The sequence below is a fragment of the uncultured Fluviicola sp. genome (assembly GCF_902168135.1).
Taxonomy (GTDB): domain Bacteria; phylum Bacteroidota; class Bacteroidia; order Flavobacteriales_D; family Crocinitomicaceae; genus Fluviicola.
The window spans coordinates 71,272-96,717 of record NZ_CABHOL010000018.1 but is presented as its reverse complement, the minus strand read 5'-3'; the positions used below and the strand labels follow the sequence as shown (position 1 = coordinate 96,717).

General features: G+C 40.8%; 23 protein-coding genes and 2 tRNA genes. 11 read left to right on the top strand and 14 right to left on the bottom strand.

Annotation, left to right across the window (positions count from 1 at the left end; genetic code table 11):
* Nucleotides 1-34: 34 nt before the first annotated feature.
* The 9 genes from QZT69_RS07075 to QZT69_RS07035 form a co-directional block, all read right to left on the bottom strand.
* The gene (locus QZT69_RS07075; RefSeq protein WP_294672285.1) at nt 35-622 is read right to left on the bottom strand and encodes a WbqC family protein; all 588 of its coding nucleotides are present in this window, start codon (nt 620-622) and stop codon (nt 35-37) included.
* An 8-nt stretch (nt 623-630) separates the two neighbouring features.
* Nucleotides 631-2,505 carry a S26 family signal peptidase gene (locus QZT69_RS07070; protein WP_294672283.1) on the bottom strand — a complete coding sequence of 625 codons (1,875 nt, stop codon included), beginning with the start codon at nt 2,503-2,505 and terminating at the stop codon, nt 631-633.
* Between the two features lie 9 nt (nt 2,506-2,514).
* On the bottom strand, nt 2,515-3,237 hold the full coding sequence (dapB, locus tag QZT69_RS07065) for a 4-hydroxy-tetrahydrodipicolinate reductase (RefSeq protein WP_294672280.1): 723 nt from the start codon (nt 3,235-3,237) through the stop codon (nt 2,515-2,517).
* 40 nt (nt 3,238-3,277) lie between these two features.
* The gene (locus tag QZT69_RS07060; protein ID WP_294672277.1) at nt 3,278-3,835 is read right to left on the bottom strand and encodes a DUF5683 domain-containing protein; all 558 of its coding nucleotides are present in this window, start codon (nt 3,833-3,835) and stop codon (nt 3,278-3,280) included.
* Nucleotides 3,835-4,761, bottom strand: coding sequence for a ParB/RepB/Spo0J family partition protein (locus tag QZT69_RS07055; RefSeq protein ID WP_294672275.1), 927 nt, complete (start codon nt 4,759-4,761; stop codon nt 3,835-3,837). The genes QZT69_RS07060 and QZT69_RS07055 overlap by 1 nt, the downstream gene beginning before the upstream one ends.
* Entirely contained in the window at nt 4,751-5,563 is an 813-nt protein-coding gene (locus QZT69_RS07050) for a ParA family protein (protein ID WP_294672271.1), read from the bottom strand. Before QZT69_RS07050 ends, QZT69_RS07055 begins: the two co-directional genes overlap by 11 nt.
* 108 nt (nt 5,564-5,671) lie before the next feature.
* The gene (locus QZT69_RS07045; RefSeq protein WP_294672267.1) at nt 5,672-5,983 is read right to left on the bottom strand and encodes a DUF3276 family protein; all 312 of its coding nucleotides are present in this window, start codon (nt 5,981-5,983) and stop codon (nt 5,672-5,674) included.
* A gap of 71 nt (nt 5,984-6,054) precedes the next feature.
* A complete protein-coding gene (locus QZT69_RS07040) occupies nt 6,055-7,173 on the bottom strand; it encodes a hypothetical protein (protein WP_294672264.1) in 1,119 nt (372 codons plus the stop codon).
* A 56-nt stretch (nt 7,174-7,229) separates the two neighbouring features.
* A complete protein-coding gene (locus tag QZT69_RS07035) occupies nt 7,230-7,577 on the bottom strand; it encodes a 4Fe-4S dicluster domain-containing protein (RefSeq protein ID WP_294672260.1) in 348 nt (115 codons plus the stop codon).
* 102 nt (nt 7,578-7,679) lie between these two features.
* On the opposite strand from QZT69_RS07035, the gene QZT69_RS07030 reads away from it, so the two are divergent.
* The 3 genes from QZT69_RS07030 (at nt 7,680) to QZT69_RS07020 (ending at nt 11,723) form a co-directional block, all read left to right on the top strand.
* The gene (locus QZT69_RS07030; RefSeq protein ID WP_294672257.1) at nt 7,680-8,756 is read left to right on the top strand and encodes an acyl-CoA reductase; all 1,077 of its coding nucleotides are present in this window, start codon (nt 7,680-7,682) and stop codon (nt 8,754-8,756) included.
* Between the two features lie 166 nt (nt 8,757-8,922).
* Entirely contained in the window at nt 8,923-9,918 is a 996-nt protein-coding gene (locus tag QZT69_RS07025) for a glucosaminidase domain-containing protein (RefSeq protein WP_294672253.1), read from the top strand.
* 272 nt (nt 9,919-10,190) lie between these two features.
* Nucleotides 10,191-11,723: a hypothetical protein gene (locus QZT69_RS07020; RefSeq protein WP_294672251.1), complete on the top strand. Its 1,533-nt coding sequence runs from the start codon at nt 10,191-10,193 to the stop codon at nt 11,721-11,723.
* Here QZT69_RS07020 and QZT69_RS07015 read toward each other — a convergent pair.
* Both QZT69_RS07015 and QZT69_RS07010 read right to left on the bottom strand, forming a co-directional pair.
* The gene (locus QZT69_RS07015; RefSeq protein WP_294672249.1) at nt 11,714-13,204 is read right to left on the bottom strand and encodes a hypothetical protein; all 1,491 of its coding nucleotides are present in this window, start codon (nt 13,202-13,204) and stop codon (nt 11,714-11,716) included. The two genes, QZT69_RS07020 and QZT69_RS07015, sit on opposite strands and share 10 nt — an antisense overlap.
* A 9-nt stretch (nt 13,205-13,213) precedes the next feature.
* On the bottom strand, nt 13,214-14,164 hold the full coding sequence (locus tag QZT69_RS07010) for a hypothetical protein (protein ID WP_294672247.1): 951 nt from the start codon (nt 14,162-14,164) through the stop codon (nt 13,214-13,216).
* 87 nt (nt 14,165-14,251) lie between these two features.
* Between QZT69_RS07010 and proS the strand changes: the two genes are divergently transcribed.
* The 7 genes from proS (at nt 14,252) to fabG (ending at nt 19,648) form a co-directional block, all read left to right on the top strand.
* Entirely contained in the window at nt 14,252-15,727 is a 1,476-nt protein-coding gene (proS, locus tag QZT69_RS07005; protein ID WP_294672244.1) for a proline--tRNA ligase, read from the top strand.
* A 77-nt stretch (nt 15,728-15,804) separates the two neighbouring features.
* Complete coding sequence (locus QZT69_RS07000; RefSeq protein ID WP_294672241.1) at nt 15,805-16,485, top strand: hypothetical protein; 681 nt, start codon at nt 15,805-15,807, stop codon at nt 16,483-16,485.
* A 69-nt stretch (nt 16,486-16,554) separates the two neighbouring features.
* Nucleotides 16,555-16,629 (top strand) — tRNA-Glu (locus QZT69_RS06995).
* Between the two features lie 8 nt (nt 16,630-16,637).
* Nucleotides 16,638-16,709, top strand: a tRNA-Glu gene (locus QZT69_RS06990).
* Nucleotides 16,710-16,738: 29 nt separating this feature from the next.
* Complete coding sequence (rpsT, locus tag QZT69_RS06985) at nt 16,739-16,990, top strand: 30S ribosomal protein S20 (RefSeq protein ID WP_294672238.1); 252 nt, start codon at nt 16,739-16,741, stop codon at nt 16,988-16,990.
* Between the two features lie 74 nt (nt 16,991-17,064).
* Complete coding sequence (locus tag QZT69_RS06980; RefSeq protein ID WP_294672233.1) at nt 17,065-18,774, top strand: putative porin; 1,710 nt, start codon at nt 17,065-17,067, stop codon at nt 18,772-18,774.
* Nucleotides 18,775-18,901: 127 nt separating this feature from the next.
* Nucleotides 18,902-19,648 (top strand): 3-oxoacyl-[acyl-carrier-protein] reductase, encoded by a 747-nt coding sequence (fabG, locus tag QZT69_RS06975; protein ID WP_294672230.1) that lies wholly within the window; start codon nt 18,902-18,904, stop codon nt 19,646-19,648.
* 99 nt (nt 19,649-19,747) lie between these two features.
* Here the strand turns inward: fabG and QZT69_RS06970 are convergent, their stop codons facing one another.
* The 3 genes from QZT69_RS06970 to QZT69_RS06960 are packed head-to-tail and all read right to left on the bottom strand — an operon-like array spanning nt 19,748 to nt 24,173.
* On the bottom strand, nt 19,748-22,825 hold the full coding sequence (locus QZT69_RS06970; RefSeq protein ID WP_294672227.1) for an ATP-binding cassette domain-containing protein: 3,078 nt from the start codon (nt 22,823-22,825) through the stop codon (nt 19,748-19,750).
* Between the two features lie 26 nt (nt 22,826-22,851).
* A complete protein-coding gene (locus tag QZT69_RS06965; protein ID WP_294672224.1) occupies nt 22,852-23,274 on the bottom strand; it encodes a hypothetical protein in 423 nt (140 codons plus the stop codon).
* An 11-nt stretch (nt 23,275-23,285) separates the two neighbouring features.
* Nucleotides 23,286-24,173 carry a hypothetical protein gene (locus QZT69_RS06960; RefSeq protein WP_294672221.1) on the bottom strand — a complete coding sequence of 296 codons (888 nt, stop codon included), beginning with the start codon at nt 24,171-24,173 and terminating at the stop codon, nt 23,286-23,288.
* Nucleotides 24,174-24,417: 244 nt separating this feature from the next.
* Between QZT69_RS06960 and hemB the strand changes: the two genes are divergently transcribed.
* Nucleotides 24,418-25,392 (top strand): porphobilinogen synthase, encoded by a 975-nt coding sequence (gene hemB / locus QZT69_RS06955; protein WP_294672218.1) that lies wholly within the window; start codon nt 24,418-24,420, stop codon nt 25,390-25,392.
* Nucleotides 25,393-25,446 lie beyond the last annotated feature (54 nt).

Sequence of the window (25,446 nt, the reverse complement as noted above, 5' to 3'; positions counted from 1 at the left end):
GTTTTTCAATGGTTTAATTTTTTGAAAAATGCACTTAAATGATTAACCTACGTCCGATAGGACCTTCGCAGAATAACAAATCAAGAATAGAAACCTGTGGATTGAATTGCTTTTGAGTAAATAATACCTGGTTGTATTCTCCGGTCATTTTTAAATTTTCATAGTCACAAGTCCGGTGATCTTCCGGGTATGAAGCCTCGTACTTTTCTGTGAACGAAAAATCAACGGACAATTGATAGGTATCAAAAAAGAATTGCGTGATTTCCAGGTCAAAATCAACCAGGAATTGATGTTTTTTGAAAAGCAATTTTTCTATATCAGAAGCGTAATGCTCAAAATAGGGTGCAGAGGCATAAGCAGTTTTCAATGCTTTCCAATGGAGCAAAGGCCAGTTTTGCTGGTACGAAACCAAGACATCTTTTGTGGCTGTTTTTGATCCGAAGGGTTTTTCAAGAGGCATAGTGAGCACCTGTGATCCTTGTGAACCTAAAATCACCATCCGGTTGCGGAAGGTTTGTTTCGGTAAATGATCGGTATTCTCAAAAACAACCTGCTTGAACTTTACCAAATCCTGGAAGTAACGAACGCTTCCAAAATAGGCAATCGGAAAAACAGCCGGCATGAATGAAATTATTGGATCTTTGTAAACAAGCGGTCCCAACGAACACCTGTAAATGCACTTTTTGAGAACCAAACCACCGATGCTTTTCCTACTACGTGATCTTCCGGGACATATCCCCAAACTCTTGAATCTGCAGAGTTGTAGCGGTTGTCTCCCATTAACCAGTAGTAATTCATGGCAAACTTGTAAGTGATTGCTTTCTTACCGTCAATGTAAATTCCATCATTTTTTTCCTGTAGCTTGTGACCTTCATAAGCAGTGATTGCTCTGCGGTACCATGCGATGTTGTCTTTAGTCAATTTAACGATAGCACCTTTTGCAGGGATTCTGAATTTCGTAAAATCACTAACCGTATTGTTGACATAAAAATCCTTCGGGAAATTGTCCAGGTTGCGGATCAATTCGGAATTCGTTGGCTTGTATGCTTTATTATCCGAATACTGAGGCGTTAGGTATAAGTCAAAAGAAGTTTTCGGAGATAATCTCTTTAACTCTGCCAGTTTTGAACTGGTTAAGTATACAACTTCTATTCCGTTACCATTCATTACATAATCGCCCTCATTTTGTGATAATCCCAAAGAAGTTAAATAACGCTCCAATAAAGGTTCTCCTGAAGGGTTTATTGTGTAAGCCATATTTTGATTCGGGAATACTTTCGCCGGCTTTCCGTTGATATACAAAACAGAGTTCTTAATCTCGATTTCATCTCCGGGAATTGCCACACATCGCTTGATGTAGTTTTCACGCTTATCAACAGGTCTGTAAATGACCCCGTAATGTTCGATGTAGTTCAATCCTTTTTCAGGCATTCCTCCGCGAGAATAAGTCACTCCGCTTGCAATTGCTGTTCTTGCCTTGTTTCTCCATTTTTCAACGTTTTGGATAAATTCGCCACCCAAACTATCCATGATCAGGGTTTCTGCATTCTCCCCGGTTGTCATGGCTTTCTGCTGAAGAGTCTGGAAAGCTTCACGGTGTGTTTGTGATGCTTCCTGGAACCAATACCACAAAGCCTCGCTGTTTACAACCTGGTGGTAGTCGTGTCCCATCAAACCATTTGGCACGCGGGGATCATAAATCGCAGTATCTCCGGACGGATAATTGAATACCATCACATCGTAACGATTTACCTTTCCAAATCCGGGCAATCTGTAGTAATTGCTTTTTTCGATTCCCATATAGGATTTTACATTGATCCAGGGAATGGTGTTGTGAACCAAAGGGAAGGAGAGAGGCGTAACAGGAACTTTCGGTCCGTAAGCCAATTTGTTTACGAATAAGAAATCCCCGACCAATAAGGTTTTCTCCATGGAACCTGTAGGAATCTGGAATGGTTCAAAAACGTATGTACGGATAATGCTCGCTGCAACCAGTGCAAAAATGATAGAGTCTCCCCATTCTTTGATCGCAGATTTCTTTCCGATTCTTTTTGAGCGGAAGGAAAAAACGTATGCAACAAGATGCCCAATAACCGGCAAAGCCAGAAACAATGCAAGGTGATCGCTATTTGCTCTTTTTGCAGCTTCAACAGGACTTGCCCAGTTGGTAGGAGTAAGCGCCGGTAAATTTTGATCGTTTGCGATCTTCCATAAGATTAAATAAGGAAAGAAGATTCCCTGAAGTGTATCTGCAATGGAATAAAATCCGAATCTTCTGATGTAGGAAACATTTGCTACCATCCACATCACGATATGAATTCCGGGAATGAACATCAACAAGCACCACCATGGTTTACCTGCTCCGAACTTGAAAACAAGGTAATAATTGTAAACAGGTACAAATGCCTGCCAGGATTTAGCTCCCATTCGTTCAAAAGATTTCCACCACAAAGAAATGATCGGATGGATAAGAAGCAGGAACAAGAAATAATAAAGTACGTTCATAGGGTTGAATTAAAATGCTAGTACATCGCGCATGGTGTAAACTCCTTTTTTTCCGTGTAGGAATTCAGCTGCAATGACAGAGCCAAGGGCAAATCCGTCTCTGGAATGTGCTTCGTGGCTCAGGGTTAAAGTATCTACGTTTGAAGTATATGAAATAGTATGTGTTCCGGGAACATCGGGTTCTCTCAAAGCCTGTATCGGAAGCTCGTGCTCCGAAGTTTCCGGCCAGGAACCTGTTTCTGATTTCCAGGAAGTATAATTGTGATTATTCTGAAGAATACCCTGTGCCAGGGAAACCGCTGTTCCGCTCGGAGCATCCAGTTTCTGGATGTGATGGATTTCTTCAATTTGTGCTTTATACTCCGGATGCGGATTCATCAGGGAAGCAAGTTTTTCATTGATGTTGAAAAGAATATTTACTCCGACACTGAAGTTAGATGCGTGAAGCAAAGAACCTGTTTTCTCGGTTACTAAAGTAGCAACATAGGGCAATTGGTCCTGCCAGGCTGTTGTTCCGACAACAATCGGAGTTTTCTGCTCCAGGCAAGTCTCAATATGCTTGATCACCAATCCCGGCTGAGTGAATTCTATTGCAACATCTGCCTGACTCAAGTCAACCTGGTCAATAGTTGTTTTGGAATCTACCTTATAAACAATGGAGTGTCCGCGTTCCAGAGCAATGCGCTCAATCGCTTTTCCCATTTTCCCGTATCCGATCAGTCCGATTTTCATGTAGCGCAAAAATACTGTTTTCAGCTTCTGAATTTAACTTTTAACGAAATTTAAATTGAAAAGAAACTCCGTAAGCATTCGGGAAATAAGTTGTGGGATGAATGGAGAGTGACAAATCTTCACTGATGTCGAAATTGACAAAATGAGCTTCAACTCCAGCATCCACAATATTCAAGATATAAACAAGTCCCATTCCCAATATGGCAAAATCACGCCGGTTTCGATGCTGGGCGTATAAAGAAAGCAGACTTTGATCGTCGTATTCCAGGAAATTCCCGGGCGCATTGCCAACTTTACGGGATTCGTACTCTGCACGATAATCGTTCTTCAGCATGTTGTTCTTAACCACAAAATAGGTGGTTGCTCCCAGTCCGGCATAAATCAGCGGAACTTTCCAATAGGCCTTTTTCTTGCCTTTCGGCATAGCGATGTGATTGTAAATCTGACCGGAGCCAGGTACGACAGCAGAGAAAAGACAAGCCCTTTTCCAGGAATGTGTTTTAACGGAATCCTTCGGAGAAGCAACAGCAAGAGAATCCTGGGCGTTTACATAAAGTGAAAACCAAACTAAAATGAAAACACCAACGATTTTGTGCATTATTGCGTTTTGTTCAACAGTTCGATGATTCGATTTAAATCCACCTCAGAGGAGAAGTTTATCAAGATCTTACCGCTTCCCGAATGTGTTTTCTTAATCTCTACTTTCGAAGAAATACGGTCGCTTAAGTGATTTTTGAAAACTTCCTGTATAGTCGACAGTTCCGGAGTGGAAGCTGTTTTCGGTACGTTTGGTGTTTCTTCACTGGTGCGCGAAGTGTTTGTACGGATCAGTTCTTCGATCTCGCGAACAGAAAGCTGGAAATCAATGATTTGCCTGTATAGATCCAATTGACGGTTTTCGTCTCCTGAAGATACCAATGCACGTGCATGTCCCATTGAAATAAGGTTGTCGCGCACGCCAAGCTGAATCTCGGCAGGAAGTTTCAGCAAGCGTAAATGATTGGTAATACTTGTTCTTCCTTTCGATATTTTTTGAGATAATTGATCCTGTGTCAAACCAATCTCATCAATCAATCGCTGGTAGGAGAGAGCCACTTCAATTGCATTCAGGTCTTCACGCTGAATGTTTTCAACCAAAGCCATTTCAAGCATGGACTGATCATTCGCAACACGAATGTAAGCCGGTACTTCTTCTAATCCTGCTAACTGAGATGCACGAAAACGTCTTTCACCGGAAATCAGCTGATATTTATCTTTACTCAGTTTTCGAACTGTTAAAGGCTGGATAATCCCGTGAATTGCAATGGAATCTTTCAATTCGTTTAATGCATCTTTCTCGAAATTTGTGCGCGGATTGAATGGATTCGCTTCGATAGAACTGATCGGAATCAATGCCACGCCGCCTGAAACGGCAGTCGGAGTTACCGCTGGTGCGGTTGCTGTGCTGTTATCTGATGAAGAACTTTCCAATAAAGCTCCCAATCCTTTTCCTAAAGCTGAACGTTTTTTCGGATTAGATGTCATTCCCTACTTGAAATTGTTTGTCGTTATTACCGATTTTTGTTAAATCATTTCGTTGAAGAATTTCACGTGCGAAATTCAAATAATTAATAGCCCCTTTGCTGGTAGCCTCGTGCATGACTATGGTTTCACCGAAACTTGGAGCTTCTCCCAATTTCGTGTTGCGGTGGATTACCGTGTCGAAAACCAAATCCTGGAAATGTGTTTTCACTTCTTCTACAACCTGGTTTGCCAGGCGTAAACGCGTATCGTACATTGTTAGAACAATTCCTTCAATCTCCAGCTCAGGGTTCAAACGCCCCTGAATGATCTTGATCGTATTCAATAATTTCCCCAAGCCCTCCAATGCAAAGTATTCACATTGAACGGGTACCATTACAGAATCTGCTGCTGTCAGGGCATTTACAGTAATCAAACCCAGGGAAGGAGAGCAGTCGATAATAATGAAATCGTATTGATCTTTCACTTTGTCAAGCGCCTGCTTCAGCATCTGCTCACGATTCGGCATGTTGATCATCTCCAGCTCAGCACCAACCAGGTCGATGTGGGAAGGGATAATGTCCAGATTAGGATTACTTGTTGGAATAATCAATTCTGACGGGTGTACATCATTGATCAAACAATCGTAAATGTTGCGGGAGTTTTTTGGATCAAGTCCAACTCCAGAGGTAGCATTTGCCTGCGGATCGGCATCGACCAGCAATGTTTTGTACTCCAAAACACCAAAACATCCACCCAAATTAATTGCTGTAGTTGTTTTGCCAACACCACCTTTTTGATTCGCTATTGCGATAATTTTACCCATAAGAGCACTGTAAATTTGTGGATAAAGATAAGTTATTGAAATGACCTAAACGCCATTTTTTCCTGCTATTTTTTTCAACGAGCAGGATGTTGAAAGATTGTTCAAAGTTTATAGATCCTCAAAGTGAACATCACTCGTATAGGAAGGATTTGAACTTTCTCCGGCATTGAGTTCATTGGCTTTATTCATCACTTCAAGTAAGGTTTCTGAAAATTTATCAAAATCTTCCTTGTAAAGAAAAACTTTGTGCTTTTGAAAAGCTTCTTTTCCATTGATATTTACCTTCTTACTTTCTGTAACGGTAATGTAGTGATCCTGGCCTTTTGTAGCTTTGATGTCGAAGAAATAAGTGCGTTTGCCGGCCTTGACAATTTTAGTAAAGACTTCTCGCTGAGAGTCGTAATCCAATTCGTTTTGCATAGTTTATTAAGGGTTGCAGCAAAGCAAATATGGATGTTTATTATTGATATACAAAATTTTGAGCCGTAATTTTACTTTTTTGGCTTCTTTTTCCTGCCCGAATTGAGTGTTGTAGGAGGCTCTTCATCCTTTTTGTGCCTCTTCTTTAATTCGTATTTTTCCAGTGCAGTCATCTCTTTTTTGTCCTTTTTAACTGGCTTCTTGCTTTCCTCGGTTGTGTTCAAAGCATCTGAATCGGGCATGACTGCTACGTGAACATCGTTTGCAGAACCTTTTCCTTCACCGGTAGGATCAATCCATTTGCCGGGAGTGGAGGATACCGTTACTTCTCCGTTTTTGTCAACAGAAGCAACTGAAACAATATTGTCTTTTTTATTGATCCCGACAACGTCTTCTTTCAATATCCATCGATTGTTTTCCAGGACAAATGCATCGTAAGACATGTCCGGAACGTAAAATTCATAAAAACCAACCATGGTTGGGGTTTCCGGCATTAAATGGTCGAAAATAATGCGTTTGTATTCAGGTTCATAGCGCAGAGACATGACGGAACGCTCCGAGTGTTCGAAAAACAGGCGTTTCATGGTTGTACTTCCCGATTTGAAGAGTGGGTACCCCAGTTTTAAGCTGTTGCCGGAAAAAGCAATCACATCAATCAGCTTGGTATTGCTCATTCTTGTGCCGCCATCCCAGCCTAAAACCGTGTAATACGTTTTGTTTGCTTTCTCTACCGGAATGATTTGGTAATACAAAGCGCCGTACCACATGTCGGCTGCCAGCGTTTCTTCCGGTTTGGCAGTTAATAAAAAAGATTTGTCGATTAATTCGATTACTTTGTGCTTTGTGTCTTTTAAGGAGTTTCGATGAAGTACGTAAGCATAATATTTTTGTGTTCCATCGTCCTGTTCTACATTCCAGTTCACAATACGGACCAATTTATCCGGACTGTCAATAACACCAAGTGTTCTTAGTTTTGTAAATGTGATGTCGAAAACGGTCGGCTCGTGGAGTGTCTGTTCGATCAGTTTTTTAAACTCTTTGTTCCAGTTCTCTTTACCTGCATTGTTTTTCGACCCGCGAATAGAGTCCAGCAGGAGTGCCAGTTCGTTCTCCCTCGAATACGCGTCAAATTGCCCCAGGGATTGGAGTGAAATTAAAAGTGAAGCTATTAAACAGAATGAAACCTTCATAACACTAAAACGCCAAAAAAGTAAATGTGTTACAATTTAAGGATAATTCGCCCTTTTTACAAGTGCATGAAATCCTTTTTCGCGAGCAGCTCATCTTCGCTTTCACGATAGTCAGGATCATCCACACAGCAATCAACCGGACAAACTGCAGCACACTGAGGCTCATCATGGAAACCTACACATTCGGTACATTTATCTGTAACGATGTAATAAACATCCATGTCTTTCGGCTCAAAACTTTCATCCGCCTGAACCTCTTCACCATTCAATGTCGTAATCAATCCTTTTAATGACGTGCCGTCCGCATAAGTCCATTCAGCGCCTCCTTCATAGATTGCGTTATTTGGACATTCCGGTTCGCATGCACCGCAGTTGATGCATTCGTCTGTAATCATGATTGCCATAAGAGACTTTTTTTTGTGCAAATATACGCAGGTCTCCGGTTTAAACATTGAAATATTTCAAAAAAATAACGGAATTCCTACCGGAGAACTTAACTTTGCACCGTGGAAAAGAGAGCAATAATTGAGATTTTCGGTCAGCTTAGAAAAGCATTAAGTGCATTTACTCAGAATGAAGAATGGCCGGGTTATGAAAGTGGATTAACGGAAGATGAATTTCAAAGTTTTCAGCGATTAATCAATAAAGAAATCCAGATAAATCCGTGGTTTACCAAAGAGAATTGTATAAAAGCTTTAAACGGAATCATTCATTTAACTGAAAAAGAATCGCTTGAAAAGTTTTCGAATGGTTATAAATTTACCTCTAAACCGAAAACAATTGCCCTGATCATGGCCGGAAACCTTCCCTTTGTAGGATTTCATGATTTGCTTTGCGTACTGATTACCGGAAATAAGGCTTTGTGCAAATTAAGCAGTTCCGATACACGCATTCCCATGAAACTCATCGAATGGATGTATGAATGGAACCCGGATTTAAAAGAATACATCCGGATTTCCCTGGGACCAATAAAAGCGTATGATGCCGTTATCGCAACAGGAAGCAATAGCTCAATAGCTCAGTTTGAAACTTATTTCGGACATGTTCCGCACCTTTTTAGAAAAAACAGAACTTCAGTTGCAATTTTGGATGGTTCGGAAACAAATGAGGAGTTAAGTCTGCTTAGTTCCGATTGTTTTGATTTCTTCGGGATGGGATGCCGCAATGTTTCCAAACTGTTTCTTCCTGCTGGGTTTAATCTCAACCGAATCTTTGAAAACTTTCTGGACCAGGCATATTTGATCCAGCATCATAAATACGGTAATAACTACGATTACAATCGCACCGTTTACTTAATGAACCAAATTCCTTTCCTGGATAACAATGTGTTTATGCTGAAAGAGGATGAAGGACTTCACGCACCTTTATCTGTGATCTATTATGAATTTTACGAGAATAAATCGGATGTTCTGAAACGGATCGACGAACTGCAGGAAGAACTTCAGGCGGTTGTTGGCCACGGTTTTATTCCTTTTGGGAAAGCTCAGGCCCCGGACATCACTGATTTTGCGGATGGAGTAGACACTTGCGCCTGGTTGAATTCTCTTTCCTGGCAAGAAGGTTCAAGTGTTCAAAAAGTTTAAAATGCTTTTTTTTAAGGAAGTATTTGTTTTGAACTATTTGAACATTTCAACCCATTGAATATCCGGGATAGCAGAGTTATTAACAATTGAATTCAAAGTTTTCAACATTTTTTGTAACCAAGTTTATACTTTTGCGTATTCTGGAGAGAATTCAATGCCTTTTAATATGATGAAGAGCTTAGCAATTGTAGGATTTGGAATTTCTTTTTCCGCTTTTGGAGGAGGAACTCCCGCAAAAATGACACAAACAGATTATGTGAACATGTGGTCGAATGTGGCTGTTGAGCACATGCTGACTTACCGTATTCCTGCGAGTATTACGCTTGCGCAAGGACTGCTTGAAAGTGCAAGTGGGAATTCACCGCTTGCAACCGAAGCCAATAACCACTTTGGGATCAAATGCAGCAACTGGACAGGCGAGAAGATTTATTTTGATGATGATGCGAAGGGCGAGTGTTTTAGAAAGTACCCCACTGCAACGGATTCTTACAATGACCACAGCTTGTTTCTTACACAGAAACCGCGTTATGCAGGTTTGTTTCAGTTTCCGGTAGATGATTACAAAAATTGGGCAAAAGGATTGAAAAAAGCAGGTTATGCAACTCATCCGGAATATGCGGAAAAACTGATTGATCTGATTGAGCGTTTGAGATTGTATGAATACGATGATAAAACTGCTCCGGGAGCAAAAGGAACTGAATTGCTTGCAACTAATGCAAAAGAAAGTACAGGTTCAAAAACAAAACCCAAAGAATCTGCCGTGAACAAGCCGGTTTCTTCCATGAAGATCGATGAAGCATGTTTGAAATATGAAAATCACATTGCAAAAGAAAATAAGAATGATGTGAAATTTGTAGTCGCAAGAAAAGGGGATACTTATTACAAAATTGCTAAGGAATACGAATTGGCAATGTGGCAGATGTATAAATACAACAATTTCGTTGATAAAAAAGACATGCTGGAGCCGGGTGATATTGTGTACATCGAACCGAAAAGAAGCAGGTCCCGCTGCAAAGACGTCACTTACACTGCTTCAAAAGATATTACGTTGATCGAGATTTCCCAGGCAGAAGGGATCAAGTTAAAAAGCCTCGTGAAAATGAACGGATTCACATCCGAAAAAGTAACTGTCCAAAAAGGACAAAAGATCCTTCTTCGTTAGTTTAGCTGCGTTGAAGTTTATTGTTGTTGTTTGTGAAAGGTTGTGTTATGCAACCTTTTTTTTATTTGAAACAAGCTCAAAAGTTTAAGTGTTCAAAAAGTTAAAATAAAAAGTAGTTGAACGTTTGAACTTTAAACCAGTTGATCTTTCTCTTAGGATTTCAATGCTAAAAGACATAACCTCCTCAGATTCATTACCCGGAAGAAGTCAAATTGTTTTAAAAAAAAAGCTAGGATTAAAAGATTTTGTTAAATTTGAGAAACTCCTGTATTATGAAACCTTCAAACGAACTGTACAAATTAATCAAGTCGTTGACGAAATCTGAGAAGCGTTTTTTTAAACTTTCTTCGGCTTTACAATCCGGCGAGAAGAACTACCTGAAAATTTTTGATTTTATAGAAAAGCAAGGTGCGTACAGAGAAGAAGATTTAAAGGAATTCTTTCAGAATGAGACTTTTGTAAAACATTTGCCTTCTGAGAAAAATCATTTATACCGGCTTATCTTAAAAAGTTTACGTGTTTATTACTCGGAGCAATCTGCTTCCAGCATCCTGAAACAGGAGTTGAAAAACGTGGAAATTCTTTACAATAAAGCACTTTATAAAGAGTGTGAAAAGTTTGTTCAGCGCGCAAAAAGTCTGGCTATCGAACACGAAGAGTTTTATTATTGGTACGAATTGATTGCCTGGGAGAAAAAGCTGTTGGAAGCGGCTTATGAAGACGGTGAGTTTTCAAGGAACCTCGATGATATCATAGAAGAGGAAGAGCTTGTAATTGCTAAACTGAGAAATTTGGCAGAATACCAGGTTATTTATTCAAAGATCAATTTAATATTCCGTTCCGGAGGATTCACCAGGAATGAAGAAGAACGAAAAATTGTAGAAGACATTTCCGATTATCATTTGATTAAAGGAAAGAATACGGCGCTCTCAACGCGCGCTTCTTCGATGTGTTACTACATCAAAGGATTGTGTGCTGCAACAAACAGGAATTACGAAGACAGTTTCCAGTTTTTTAACCGCACAAAAGATATCCTGGACAATAATCCGCTGATAAAAGAGGATTTGGGCCAGCGTTATATCCTGACACTTTCTCATTTACTACGCTGTTACATAGATAATAAGCAATTCAAAGAAGCAACGAATGTTGTTAACGAAATCCGTTCCCTGGAAGGAAATAAGGGTTTTAACTCTACGGATTTGTCCCTGCGTATTTTCACGATTTCTTACAACGGAGAGTTTGCATTAAACCATGCCACAGGAAATTTTGAAGCCTCCGCCAAATTAGCCGATGAAGTTCGGATAAGATTGCGCGACCTGGACGATAAAGTTTCGAAGGAACAAAATATTTTGTTCAGCTATAATCAGGCATATACCTATTTTGGTATCGGTGATTACAAAAAAGCGCTTTCCACACTAAATGAGGTCTTGAATGATAATGAACAGCGTTTGAGACAGGACATTTACAGTTTTGCGCGTATTTTCAACCTGATCATCCATTTGGAGCTTGAAAATTATGACTTCCTGGAATATGTTATCAAATCAACGAACCGCTACCTGAGTAAGCATGACCGTGATTACGAAATCGAAAATGTAGTGATCAAGCACCTGCGAAAGCTGGCAAAGAGTATGAATATTACGCAGCGAAATGAAATACTTTCGAAAATGAAAACAGAAGTGGCTGAATTAATGAAAGACCAGCAGGAGCGGGTTATCCTTGATTATTTCCACCTTCCGGCATGGATCAATTCGAAATTAGACAAAACAGATTTCTCAAAAGCAATTAAAGATTACAATCACTTGTAATCGAATTTATACTGCATTCCGATATTGAATGTCGTATTTACGATGTCCAAATCTGTACGGCTTTCATAAAACGCTTTATAAACGGAACTTGTTGTTAAGTAACGTACCGAAAGGTCCAGATAGACGCGATTGATCCGGAAACCCAAGCCGCCGCTGATTGTTTGGCTGAAAGAGTTTCCGTAGCTTCTGGCTAAAGTGTCTCCCTTTGGATAATACCCATAACCTCCGCGAATAAAAAAAGTATTATTGATAGCCCATTCACCGCCAATGCGGATATTCAATGCGTCCACCATCTGAGATTTGATGGTGTTGTTCTGAAAGGAATAATCACTGGCAAGATATGCTTCATCATTGGTAGACTTTATTCTTCCCCAGCCATAATTCAAATATTCCAAATCCACATTGATGCAGCCGTTATCTGCAAATACGAAACCAAAAGACCCTACAAATTTGGTCGGGGTCCAGATCCTGTATTTGTATTTGTAAGCAGGAATAAAGCTTGGATCTACTACTTCTTTCCCGTAATTATGCACAGCCTGCATATCTGCAGTAGCTTCATCGGTTATTTGATAGAAAGTAGGAGTGTGGATGGCAATACCTGCACGGAACCAGTCGGTCGGAACAAAAATGGCTCCCAGTTTTAAATTCGTACCACCACCTTTTGTTTTGTAATCATATTGATAAACAAAGGAACGAAGGGAAACTCCGCTGGTGTCCATAAGTGTTTCCTTGTGAATAACCGATTCGGAAAAATTGAGCGTATTGTATGAGACTGAGGCGCCAAAATAAATTTTATCCAGGTAGTTGGCACTAAGTGCAACATAGAACTCATTAATTCCTCCGCTATTTAGAACCGTGCGATTATGTATGACATCTCCTGAATTCAGTCTCGGGTAATAATCGTTGTTCGCATCCGGATCAATGGTGTAAGTTTGGTAGGCTAGTGAAGATGTATATGGCTCGTAGTTGTAAAGATCAATCGGGTCGATTCCTGATGCCTGTGAAGCAAATACATCCAGCAAAGATTCAAATTGCTGACCGCCATAATTGAATGAATTATTAAAATTCGCTACCCGGTTCATCCCGAAAGAAATCTGCGTATAAATCAATCCTGAATTTGAACTGGACACATCACTTACAACAGTTCCTGCCAAATTCGGAATACGGAATTTAAAATCATCCATGGAAGAATTTCCCATTGAAACGGCTTCACCATTCCCTCTGAAATGGGAAGTAGTTTTCATAGTTGTACCCGAAGCACCAAAGGAAAATGAACTTACAGAAGACCTTCCGAATCCTGCCGGGTTAATGCCGATGCAACCGCTTTCTGCACCTAAAGCACCGAAAGAACCGCCCATAGCATCAAACCTTGCAGATCCCTGAACGTAAGTGTTTGATAATCTGTACACATCTACCTCGCTCTGTCCGAACGCAAAAAAGGCTCCGGTAAGAACTGAAGCCAAAGTTAGTTGAAATCTCATTTAGTTGTTTTAACGTCTACCACCACTTCTTGATCCACCTCCTGAACTTGGACTTGGTGAGCTAACACTTCTTCCGGAGCTGCCGCTGCTGCTTCTAATAGTTGGAGAGCTCGTTCGTGTAGTGGAATTTGTATTAATTGTTCTGTTTTCTCCTGTTGAGCGGTTACTGATACCTGAATTTGACTCTGAACGGGTATATGTACCGCTTCTTTCCCCGGTCGATGTACGGCCTGCGACTACCGGTCGGACAGATTCTCTTGGTCTCGAAGAAGTTGTCGAAACTCTGCCGTTACTTCCTGAATTGGTAATAACAGGTGATGAGTTAGCCACGGTATTTCTTCCACTAACCGCAAATCCGCGATTCGATGGTTTTGCGATCAACTTATTTTCATAATACACTGTCCCCGTGTTTGATGAACCCATTCTTCCTGCAGACGTCCCGGCATGTGCACTCGACAAGTTCCCCGGTGTGCTTCCCGGTTTACTTATAGGAGAATTCCAGGAGGTGTTCCCGTAGTAAGATTGTCCGTAAGGATAATAAGGATTGACATATGCGCTGCTATAACCGTAAGGATGCGGATTTCCAAATCCGTTGTAACCGTATCCGTACCCGTAACCCATGAAGTAATACGGCGTATAGAAATTACTGTATCCGTAATAACCTAAGCCCGTAATTGGAGAATAGGGAGAGTATCCGTAGAAAACATACTGACTGTTATAGAAATAATCGTAGTATTGACGCTGAGAAACATAAGTTGTACGCTCCTGAGGCACTTCTGTTTGCTCTTTCTTTGCTACAAATGTAGCGTAGTCGGTGACATCATTCAAATCCGTTCCCGGAGGCATGATAGGAGTACGCGTATTGTAGACGTCATCCTGCATGAAATGCTCAGAAGAACTACATCCTGCAAGAGACACAACAGTTGTCAGGCAAACTCCGAATTTTAATGCTTTGTACATGATGATAAAGATTAAAAGGTTTGATTAAAGATAGCTGATTTATTTCTAATTTTACGTTTTTATTCTTAAAATTTAACATACTCAAAAATGTCACAGAAGTACGCTACTCGCGCCGAAGATTATTCAAAGTGGTATAATGATTTAATTTCCAGAGCTGATCTTGCAGAACACTCGGATGTTAAAGGAATGATGGTAATCAAGCCCTATGGTTATGCTATTTGGGAAAACATGCGCGACATCCTGGATGCAAAATTCAAAGAAACCGGTCACCAGAACGCGTACTTCCCCTTATTCATTCCCAAGAGCTATTTGAGCAAAGAAGCTTCTCACGTAGATGGTTTTGCAAAGGAATGTGCTGTTGTAACGCATTATCGACTAAAGAACGATCCGAATGGAGGTGGAGTTATTGTTGATCCGGATGCGAAGCTGGAGGAGGAATTAATTGTACGCCCGACATCCGAGACAATCATCTGGAACTCATACAAAAAATGGATCCAATCCTATCGCGATCTGCCGATTTTGATTAATCAGTGGGCAAACGTCGTTCGCTGGGAAATGAAAACGCGTTTATTTTTGCGTACATCCGAATTTTTATGGCAGGAAGGACATACGGCTCATGCTACAAAAGAGGAGGCAATCCGCGAAACAGAACAGATGCTGGATGTTTATGCCGAGTTTGCAGAAACATACATGGCTATGCCGGTCATTAAAGGACATAAAACAGAAAGCGAGCGTTTTGCAGGAGCAGATGATACGTATTGTATTGAAGCAATGATGCAGGATGGAAAGGCCCTTCAAGCGGGAACATCTCACTTTTTAGGTCAGAACTTTGCAAAAGCCTTTGAGGTGAAATTCAGTGATGCGCAAGGGAAACTGGAATATGTGTGGGCCACTTCCTGGGGAGTTTCTACGCGTTTAATGGGGGCTTTGATTATGACCCATTCGGATGATGAAGGATTGGTTTTACCACCGGCATTGGCGCCGATCCAGGTGGTTATCGTTCCGATTTACAGAACAGACGAGGAGCTGCAAATGATCAATGAAGCGGTTGCAAAAATCTCTGCTGAATTGAAAGAGCTGAAGATAAAAGTGAAATACGATGCGGACGATCAAAAGCGTCCGGGATGGAAGTTTGCCGAATACGAAGCAAAAGGAGTTCCGGTTCGTATGGCTATCGGACCAAGAGATTTGGCTAACGGAGTAGTGGAGATCGCTCGTCGTGATACGAAAGAAAAATACGCGATGAATATCGATAACATCGGCACTTCAATTCGTTCTTTACTGGATGAAATCCAGGTAAATCTGCTTCGAAGAGCAAATGAATTTCGCGATCAGAATATGCACCAGGTGGATACTTACGAAGAATTTAAAACGAAACTGGAAAAAGAAGGCGGATTCTACATGGCTCACTGGGACGGAACAAAAGAAACAGAAGCTAAGATCAAAGAAGAAACAAAAGCAACCATTCGCTGTATTCCTATCGATATTGCTTCAGAACCCGGTAAATGCATGGTTACGGGAGCACCGTCAAAAGGACGTGTGGTTTTTGCGAAAGCATATTAGAATTCAATTAGAATTCATAAAAAAGCCGGATTTTGATTCCGGCTTTTTTATTTTTACGGATACGAAACAACATGAACATGGAACAATCACGAAAAGTCATACAGGAAATTTTGGTCCGAAAAGCCGGTTTAAAACAAGATATTTTCCAGGATACCAAAAATCATTTTGAACGCTTTAAAACACATTTATTAGCGGAAATCGGAGCGCTTCGGGCCTCTATTGATGACAGCAGGATCCGCTTACACGTCGAATATAAAGGGGAGTTCCAGGTTCAGGTTTATATCGGGAGTGATGTACTTGTTTTTCAAATGCACACCAATGTATTCAAACTGCCCGACGAACATCCGCTTTGGCAGACCGATTATCTGAAGGAAGACAAGACCCGCGGTTACTTCGGGATTATCAATGTTTATAATTTCCTGGCGGAATCTTATTTGAAGAACCGGGGAAATGATCTGGGGTATCTTATCGGGCGTATTTTCATCAATAAGGACGAACATTTCATGGTTGAAGGAAAGGGGCAGCTGGGCTTTTTATTCCGTGATTTGACCAATTCCGTCCTTACGGATGCAATCCTTACCAACATTATTCACGTGTCATTTGCGTACGCTTTAGACTTCGATTTGCTGACTCCGCCTTATGAAATCGTGTCAAAAGTGACCGTTTTCCAAATGCACGAGATCGAAGCGAACAGTCAAATGTCAACCGGTAAACGTCTGGGTTTCAAATTTGAAGCTGAGGACACTGATATTTTTTAGAAAAAAAGCATTTGAAAAGCTTGCAAATAGGAAAAATCCAAGTATATTTGCACTCCGAAATTCAAAAACGGCCCATTCGTCTAGTGGTTAGGACGCCAGGTTTTCATCCTGGAAACAGGAGTTCGATTCTCCTATGGGCTGCCAACTTAGTTGGCCCATTCGTCTAGTGGTTAGGACGCCAGGTTTTCATCCTGGAAACAGGAGTTCGATTCTCCTATGGGCTGCAAATTTTAGTTTGTAATAAAAGAAAAAAATGGCAAATCACAAGTCAGCACAAAAACGAATTCGTTCTAACGATGTTAAGCGTTTGCGTAACAAGTACCAACACAAAACAACTCGTAATGCAGTACGTAAGCTACGTTCTTTGAAAGATAAGAAAGAAGCAAGCGAATTATTGCCTGCAGTAGTTTCTATGTTGGATAAATTGGCTAAGCGTAATATCATTCACAAAAACAAGGCTGCGAACCTGAAATCAGGCTTGACAGTTGCTGTGAATAAATTATAAGAAAATCATTCAAGAATGAGAAGGTCTTGTCTGCCAAATGGCGATAAGACCTTTTTGTGTTTTAATAAAGTTTCATGAAGAAGTGGGCTTTGTTTTTACTCATCGTTGCCTTCTGCCAGCTTTCCGGCCTGGCCCAATCCCCCTTTGGAAATTACTTCCAGGACTCATTAAAACCGGGACACCGGATTTCCGGCAGGCTGGATTCGGTAGATGCAAACCTGGCAACGTATCAGCACACTCTCCCGGGAGACTTTAATCCTTTTCTGTTCCGGTTTTCATTTGCCGATTTGAATACCGTTTGGGTAAAACCTCAATTGCGAAGATTTTCTTCCATTCCGCACATTGCATTCGAATATTCCATGGGGTCTAAGTCTGCCCAGTTTGGAAAAATTACCTATACACAGGCAATTGATTCAAATACATTTATCCAGTTTGATTATATCCGTAACAGTACGGCAGGTAATCTCCGGAATTCCAGTTTTGAACGCAACACCGCACAGCTGATGCTTATGCATCGTTCGCGCTACTACGGAACTATCCTGGATGTTTCTTTCTACGGAAGCAACAATCGTTTGAGCAATGGAACGATCGGCGATTCTGTTCGGGAGGGATTTGCCCTGCAGTTCCAGGAAGTAGATAAATCGAATACTGAAAATAAGATCAAAGAATTTCACATCGACTGGAAGAACTACATTTCATTCACCAAAGATTCTTTGCAAAAGATCGGGTTACTCCTGCAACCGAGATTAGATATTCAAAACCTGCGTTACCTCGAAACAGATACATTGGAGGGAATTTATGGTTTCTACAATTACGACTCTTTAAGCACTGTAGATTACTGGGAATTAGCTTCTCTAAAAATGAACGGTGGTGTGTTTTATAAGAACCGGGGATTTAATATCGAGGCCGGACTAGGGGCCAGGTACTGGGATTATGACAATATGCTGGTACACCAGGATACTACGGAAATTCATGGTTTTGCGGCTTTGGACATGAACATCAAAGGATATATGCTTAACGCGGCAGCTAATTATACCTTTGTCGGTGCGAATGGGGAAACCCAAATCACAGCGGAAGCAAAAAAAACTTTCCGAACAAATGTATTTTCTGCAGGTGGATCATTCAGCAGGAAATATCCGCAAAATTACCAGCGTGCTTATTACGGAAATACATTGGCTTATAATTGGACGAATAAAGAACTATTCACTAAAAGTGCTTTAAATGTGAGTTGGACGAATAAAAATCGTTTTGTTCCGTTCTTTGCCCAGGCTTTCGTGGAAAACAACTCCAAAATGCCGGTTTTCATTCAGAACAAATGGAGGCAAGATACGTTGATCTCCTTAAATGTATTGGGAATACAGGCAGGATTTGAATACTCATACAAGAAATTATTGGTACAGGGAAGAGCAAGTTACCGTGAAAGTACAGGCGATCTGCTTCCAAACTGGATGTTCTCCGGACGTATTGCTTACAATGGCGGATTGTTCAAGGCTAAAAAACTAAAAACAGTAACCGGAATTGAAATCGGTTATATCAGCCACTATCAGTTGCTGGATTTCGTTCCGCAAATGAATACTTACACATTCGTCAATTCGTTGAGACAATTCAACGATATGATGAAACTGCATTTTTACAGTCAGTTTGACTTAGGATACTTCAGATGGTTTGTCCGGGTAGAGAATATTGAGCAGACATTTGTAAAACCAACCAATTTCGAAGGAGTAGGTTACCCGGTGACGCCGCTTCAGCTGCGATTTGGAGTTTCGTGGGATTTCTTTAATTAATAGAAAAAGTAGGGATGCAAAATTTTACGTCCCTACTGTTTTAAACGTTTCATTGCGGATAAGTTCGCCATTCATTTCGTGTGTATAAAGGAAACCTTTCCTATATTTGAAGACCAAAAAACTATACATGGGATTATTAGATAATAAAGTTGTATTAATTACCGGAGCATCCAGAGGAATAGGTAAATCAATTGCAGAAGAGTGTGTAAAACAAGGTGCAAAAGTTGCATTCACCTATTTGTCTTCAGAAGAAAAAGCGCGTGCTTTAGAGGCTGAATTAACAGCAAACGGAGGAACAGCTGTTGGATTTAAATCAGACGCAGCGAATTTTGACCAGGCACAAAAACTGGTTGATGATGTAGTTGAGAAATTCGGAACAATTGATGTTCTTGTAAATAATGCAGGGATTACACGCGACACGCTTTTGATGCGTATGACTGAAGAGCAGTGGGATGAAGTAATCAATACGAATTTAAAATCTGCATTCAACCTTACGAAAGCGGTTCAACGTCCGATGTTGAAAGCACGTTCGGGATCTATCATCAATATGTCATCTGTAGTTGGTGTAAGCGGAAATGCAGGTCAGGCAAACTACGCGGCTTCTAAAGCTGGTTTGATCGGATTTACAAAATCCGTTGCACAGGAATTGGGATCAAGAAGTATTCGTTGTAATGCCATTGCTCCCGGGTTCATCGAAACAGAGATGACAGGTGCTTTGGACCAAAAAGTAGTGGAAGAATGGAGAAATTCTATTCCATTGAAAAGAGGAGGACAACCTATCGACGTTGCTAACGCGGTGGTTTTCTTAGCTTCTGATATGTCAGCTTATGTTACAGGACAAACACTTCACGTGTGTGGAGGAATGCTTATGTAATCCTGAACGAAGTGGAGGATTGTTGATGTAACAATTGAAATAAATTAGTTTAATACAGCAGGGGTATCTCGGTTAAATCGAGACACCCCTACTGTTTTTTTATGCTTTGCTTCCGGATTTCCGGGAAAATAGTGTCAGGCATTTTCTGAGCAAGTCGTAATAAAGTGCTACAATCAAAAGGATTGTCATTCCCCACAAAACTAAAATGTTTGCCGTAAAAGTACTCATAGGAATTCCAAACCAGTATTTTTTGTAAGTATAGAACGGAGCATCCAGCAAACGCGTGTTTTTCGGATCCATGTATAAAGGATCGTCTTTTTGGATCAATTCGTCGTCCGTAACAATGATTTTCTGAACTTCCGTGCGATTGGTTACCAAATCCTGTAAACTTTCGTTGATAAATGCGGCCTGGGAAGCTTCGTAATTTTTCTCTCCCATTTTTAAGACCAGCTGGTCCAATTGTTCCGTTGTCTGGTTGTAGTTCAGATTGTATTGTTTTTTCAACGTTTCAAGGAAAGCACCGATATTGAACTGCACTTCCTGTACAGAAGATTTTCCTTTTTGCAGTTTACTCAAGCCGGCTACACAATCTTTGCATTCCAGGTTTCCCCAATTAGAAACTTCCTTTTCCACCTCCTTGGATAAAATGCGCTTTGCTTTTTCAAAATCTTTTAAGGACGACTTTTTATCTGCCAAAATAGTCAGTTGGTTCTTCATTTCCGGTATCCAGTAATCCCTTTTCCAGCTGGCATTGCTTTGTTTTTGATGCAAGTCGAATTGACGTTCTTCATGCTCGTTGTCAACTGCCTGTGTTACAGCTAAAGCCTCATATGCCCACCGGGAAGCCATCGCGTTTCCTATCCATGGAACCTCATTGTTCGAGGAGAAAATAGGGTGCAGCTTATCGAATTTTACAATGACTCCGGAGAAAATCAATTGTGGAATAATCAGTAACGGAACAATGATGTAAATTACTTTCGCTGAGTTAAATGCACTCGAAATATTTAGTCCCAAAACATTCGCCATACAGGAAGTAGAGAAGAGAATCACCCAGTATTCCCACCATAACCCATGAATTTCCAGGATCAGGTTTCCGATCAGCACAAAGAAAGCAGTCTGGATAGCAGAAACCATGAACATGATCAGGATTTTTGACCATAAATATGATCCCAGGGATAAATTCAGGAAACTTTCGCGTTTGAGGATTTTCTTGTCTTTGATAATTTCTTCGGCGGCAACGGTCAGTCCGAGAAATAGGGCCACAACAACCGAAATAAACAAATATTGCGGAATATTCTCATTTTCGTAGAATACATAATCCTCGTGTCCTTTTCCGTCTGTATTGAAAAACTTCACAAAGAACGAAAGGATGGCAGCAAGGACTGGTGCTTCGAGCATATTGATAAACATGTATTGCTTGTTTGCCAGCTTACTCAATACATCTCTCAGGAAGAAAACCTTAAATTGACGGATTTTATTAGCAATACGTGAAGTTCCTTTAACGGGTTCGTTAATCTCTTCAATATCCGGGTTCTTGTAATGGGACAAATAACGCTCGTTCCATTCTCTCGGAGTGACTTTTCGCACCTTTGTCTGGTTCCCGTATTCATCAACTACTTTCGATTCGATGATATTGAAAATCTGCTCCGGGTTCACATTACCGCAAATAGGGCATTCACGCTCGTTTGCATTTACGTGGTGTACATGCGTTTTGAAATACACAACCGCGTCAATCGGGTTTCCGTCAAATATCGGGTAACCTCCCTGATCGAGGATCAATAATTTGTCGAACATTTTAAAGATCTCCGATGATGGCTGGTGGATTACTACAAAGATCAATTTTCCTTTAAGGGAAAGTTCTTTGAGCATGTCCATAATGTTTTCGGAATCCCTGGAAGAAAGTCCTGAGGTTGGCTCATCCACAAACATGACTGCCGGTTCGCGGATCAGTTCCAATGCAATATTCAAACGTTTTCGTTGTCCTCCGGAAATGGTTTTTTCAAGCGGACTTCCTACTTTCAGATGTTTTGCATCTCCCAAACCGATATCCGAGAGCAGGTCCAGTACTTTTTTCTTTAACTGGGATTCGGAAAGATCGTTGAAACAAAGTTTTGCGTTGAAATATAAATTTTGGAAAACGGTCAATTCTTCGATCAGCAAATCATCCTGCGAAACAAAACCGATTACTCCTTCAAGTTTGGACTTTTCCCGGTGAAGATCCACACCATTAATAGTTACCGCACCGTGAGAAGGTGTGTAATTTCCGTTAAGGACGTTCAGGAATGTCGATTTTCCTGCGCCCGAGCCACCCATTACTCCGAGAAGCTTCCCGGATTGTTCGATGAAATTGATTTCGTGCAGACCAATTTTTCCACTGTTGAAATGGAATTGCAAATGATCTACCTTGAATGTGATCTTTTCGCGGTTCGCATCATTGAGGAACCTGGAAATCACATCACTGTAGTAGATCGGTGCCGATTTGTTGGTACGCAGGGTAGATCCCTGGTTTAAGATATGTCGTCGTTCGTTGGAAACAATCTGTCCGTTGAGGATCAACTCGTCGTGACCAAAGTATTTGAAAAACAGGATATTGACACTTTCCAGGCGAATTACCGAAATGGAACCGTCAAAACCTTCCATCTTAATCAATTTCGCATGTGAAAGGTTCAGGTCCTTTTCTGTGATGTACATAAAATGCTCATCATCGAGGATCGTGTCGTTATTTGCTTCAACAAAAGCCTTTAACTGCTGGTATTCAAAATCAGGGATGTTGAATGATTCGGAAACGGTGTGCACAAATTCCTGTTCCTGCTCATGAACCTGGTCGTTTGCGTGGATAAAGTCGAAAATACGCAACAACACGATCATTTTCTGTCGCTGGGTAAGTTCTTCATTAATCTGGGCACAAATTCGCAGAACTTTAACGGAGTTTACGGATGTTCTTTTGCGCTGTCCGTCTTTCTTTCCGGATCCCTGGTGGTGAACTAATAAGAATTCATCAAACAACTGAATGTACTTTTGAAGTAATTCATCGTTCAATTCTGTTCGTAAAAATGCTTCTACGATTCTTCTTCCATTGGAACTTTCAATGGCTTCGCTAGTAGGGTCTGTTACTTCATCAACTTTCGCGATAATCGCGAATAACTGCATTAGAGCGCGGAGTATGCGTTCACTCATGCTTACGGGTGTTTATTTAAAAATTATTATCTCTTGAATCCGATCATCATTACGGCACAACCGGTGATCTTTTTGTCCATGTCCAATTCCGTTTCAATAACAACCGGAATCGTTCTTGGAACTTTGAAATCCCAATAATTTGAATTCTTATACTTTCTGTTTGAGAACAGGACATTTCCATCCAGGTCTCTCACTGTAAAAATCACGTATTCATCGTCTGTTCCTGCTGTAGCAGCAATCCGGTATGTTGTTCCTCCGAAGAAAGTGGTTTTAAATTCAGCCTTCTCACGATCCAAAAAAGCGGTATAAACCTGTCCGTCAGAGACAAAGTTCTTTTGTTTTCCTTTCAGGATGGTTTCGCAATCCTTTACCAGGGTTTCGCAATCCTGTGCATTTACTCCAAACCCAACGAATAAAGTAAAAATGCTATATAGTGCTAACTTTTTCATAATGACTAGTATTATTCGATTACTTTTCCTCGAATGGCTTCGATTTTCTGATTAATAAAGTTCAGGGTGCTGGAATCAACGGTTACCACTGTTTTATGTCTCAAAGTAGTGGTCTTTGTTTTTGCATTGGTTATAGGAGCCATATACTCGTACTTGATCGTAATCTGATCGAAATAGAATTTCAAATCTTTCATATCCGCGATCAATTCATCCCATTCTCCTTTTTTATTATAATCCGAAAGAAGCTCGATAATCGTATTCAGGGTTTCCGTCTGCTCCGCAATGCGGTCAAGGATTTTTTGATTGGAATGTTCCTTATTGATATTGCAGGCCAAATACATGGACTCAATCCATCCTCCAACCAGGATTAGTGCGGAAACACTTTTACGGTTGTTCGATTTCAGGAAGTTATCCGATTTTTTAAAGGCATCGGAAACAATCACCATCATGGAGTCCTTGTTAGTAGAATTTTTTTCGAATCGGGACATAAAATCTTTATCGAAAGCTCCTTCCAAACCTAGTTTACTGGTCAGTTTCTCAATGGTGGAAAGATACTTTAATGCAATACTGTTCTGTTTGTAAATAGAAACATATCCGAGATCTGTCCCATAAATCCCAAGGTTCATTGCTTTTTTATATTCTGAAGTATAATCCCCCACTTTGTCCAGATCATTCAACAGGAACTCGTTGTAGGGTGATTTGGATTCTTCCAGCAGCATCGCCATCTGCATGGGAGAAGGGATGCTAAAGATCTTGTCGTCAAATTTAGCATTCAAAGAGCTGTTGGGATCAATGACTTCTTTGCTTATTTCAGGCTTTTTTTCTTCCTCCGAACCACAGGAGCTAATCAGAAGTACAATCCCGGTACTTACTGTGAAAGTAGTTAATAGCTTATTCATAAGTCGCATTGTTTCTTCGTTAACATACAGACGAAAATATACAAAAAAATGTTAATGGAACTTCCTTGTTGATAATTCTGAAACAGAATTGTTTAAAACGCCTATTTGAACGAATAGTTCCCGATTCTGATTAACTTTGCGGGTACAAGTTCATTTAAAATTTCCCGCAGAGGAACGCAGATTTCCTCAGAAAGGATTTTTTTATTGTCTATTTAGCTAAAGGTGAAATAATTAAAAATCGCTTATGAATATCCGTCCGAGAAGAAACCGCAAAAGCGCAGCCATCAGAGCAATGGTTGAAGAAACACAATTGGGTGCTCAGCATTTGATCTATCCTTTGTTTTTGAAAGATGGAAAAAATATCAAAGAGGAAGTTTCTTCGTTACCGGGCAATTACCGGTGGAGTATTGACCAACTACTACCGGAATTCGAGAAATGGATGAATTTGGGGATTATGACTTTCGATTTGTTCCCAGCCGTGGATGAGCATTTGAAAGATCAGATCGGAAGTTACAGTTATGCGGATGAGAATTTCTACCTGCATATTATCCGCACGCTGAAAGAGAAGTTCCCGGAAGCGGTTTTGATGTCGGATGTGGCTTTGGACCCGTATTCTTCAGACGGACACGACGGTTTGGTGGTTGATGGAAAGATTGTCAACGATCCCACTTTGGATATCTTAGGAAGAATGTCGGTTGCGCAGGCGCAGGCAGGAATCGACATCATCGGTCCTTCGGACATGATGGACGGAAGAGTAGGCTTTATCCGCGACGAGCTGGATGCAGCAGGTTTCCAGGATGTGTCGATTATGTCTTACACAGCTAAATATGCCAGTGCATTTTACGGGCCATTCCGTGACGCTTTGAATTCCGCGCCAAAAAGCGGTGATAAAAAGACTTACCAGATGAATCCTGCAAACAAGCGTGAAGCGTTGATTGAAGCGGAACTGGATATTGCCGAAGGAGCGGATTTCATCATGGTGAAGCCGGCTTTGTGCTATTTGGACATCATCCATTTATTGAAAGAGAACTTTGCAACTCCGGTAACTGCTTACAATGTTAGCGGAGAATGTGCGATGGTTTACGCTGCTGCCAAAAACGGCTGGCTGGATTATGACCGCGCGGTAATGGAAATGTTGTTGAGCATCAGAAGGGCAGGGGCAGATGGGATTTTGACGTATTTTGCACCGAATGCAGCGAGGATGATGGCGAATTCCTAATTGAATTGAAATGTTATTTCTTTTGCTTCTTTGGCTGATAGTTGTTGTTTTTAT

What these genes read in the sequence shown, in the direction of transcription:
- QZT69_RS07075 (WP_294672285.1), bottom strand. Translation starts at nt 622, where the DNA reads ATGCCGGCTGTTTTTCCGATTGCCTATTTTGGAAGCGTTCGTTACTTC.
- QZT69_RS07070 (WP_294672283.1), bottom strand. Translation starts at nt 2,505, where the DNA reads ATGAACGTACTTTATTATTTCTTGTTCCTGCTTCTTATCCATCCGATC.
- dapB (WP_294672280.1), bottom strand. Translation starts at nt 3,237, where the DNA reads ATGAAAATCGGACTGATCGGATACGGGAAAATGGGAAAAGCGATTGAG.
- QZT69_RS07060 (WP_294672277.1), bottom strand. Translation starts at nt 3,835, where the DNA reads ATGCACAAAATCGTTGGTGTTTTCATTTTAGTTTGGTTTTCACTTTAT.
- QZT69_RS07055 (WP_294672275.1), bottom strand. Translation starts at nt 4,761, where the DNA reads ATGACATCTAATCCGAAAAAACGTTCAGCTTTAGGAAAAGGATTGGGA.
- QZT69_RS07050 (WP_294672271.1), bottom strand. Translation starts at nt 5,563, where the DNA reads ATGGGTAAAATTATCGCAATAGCGAATCAAAAAGGTGGTGTTGGCAAA.
- QZT69_RS07045 (WP_294672267.1), bottom strand. Translation starts at nt 5,983, where the DNA reads ATGCAAAACGAATTGGATTACGACTCTCAGCGAGAAGTCTTTACTAAA.
- QZT69_RS07040 (WP_294672264.1), bottom strand. Translation starts at nt 7,173, where the DNA reads ATGAAGGTTTCATTCTGTTTAATAGCTTCACTTTTAATTTCACTCCAA.
- QZT69_RS07035 (WP_294672260.1), bottom strand. Translation starts at nt 7,577, where the DNA reads ATGGCAATCATGATTACAGACGAATGCATCAACTGCGGTGCATGCGAA.
- QZT69_RS07025 (WP_294672253.1), top strand. Translation starts at nt 8,923, where the DNA reads ATGATGAAGAGCTTAGCAATTGTAGGATTTGGAATTTCTTTTTCCGCT.
- QZT69_RS07020 (WP_294672251.1), top strand. Translation starts at nt 10,191, where the DNA reads ATGAAACCTTCAAACGAACTGTACAAATTAATCAAGTCGTTGACGAAA.
- QZT69_RS07015 (WP_294672249.1), bottom strand. Translation starts at nt 13,204, where the DNA reads ATGAGATTTCAACTAACTTTGGCTTCAGTTCTTACCGGAGCCTTTTTT.
- QZT69_RS07010 (WP_294672247.1), bottom strand. Translation starts at nt 14,164, where the DNA reads ATGTACAAAGCATTAAAATTCGGAGTTTGCCTGACAACTGTTGTGTCT.
- proS (WP_294672244.1), top strand. Translation starts at nt 14,252, where the DNA reads ATGTCACAGAAGTACGCTACTCGCGCCGAAGATTATTCAAAGTGGTAT.
- QZT69_RS07000 (WP_294672241.1), top strand. Translation starts at nt 15,805, where the DNA reads ATGGAACAATCACGAAAAGTCATACAGGAAATTTTGGTCCGAAAAGCC.
- rpsT (WP_294672238.1), top strand. Translation starts at nt 16,739, where the DNA reads ATGGCAAATCACAAGTCAGCACAAAAACGAATTCGTTCTAACGATGTT.
- QZT69_RS06980 (WP_294672233.1), top strand. Translation starts at nt 17,065, where the DNA reads ATGAAGAAGTGGGCTTTGTTTTTACTCATCGTTGCCTTCTGCCAGCTT.
- fabG (WP_294672230.1), top strand. Translation starts at nt 18,902, where the DNA reads ATGGGATTATTAGATAATAAAGTTGTATTAATTACCGGAGCATCCAGA.
- QZT69_RS06970 (WP_294672227.1), bottom strand. Translation starts at nt 22,825, where the DNA reads ATGAGTGAACGCATACTCCGCGCTCTAATGCAGTTATTCGCGATTATC.
- QZT69_RS06965 (WP_294672224.1), bottom strand. Translation starts at nt 23,274, where the DNA reads ATGAAAAAGTTAGCACTATATAGCATTTTTACTTTATTCGTTGGGTTT.
- QZT69_RS06960 (WP_294672221.1), bottom strand. Translation starts at nt 24,173, where the DNA reads ATGAATAAGCTATTAACTACTTTCACAGTAAGTACCGGGATTGTACTT.
- hemB (WP_294672218.1), top strand. Translation starts at nt 24,418, where the DNA reads ATGAATATCCGTCCGAGAAGAAACCGCAAAAGCGCAGCCATCAGAGCA.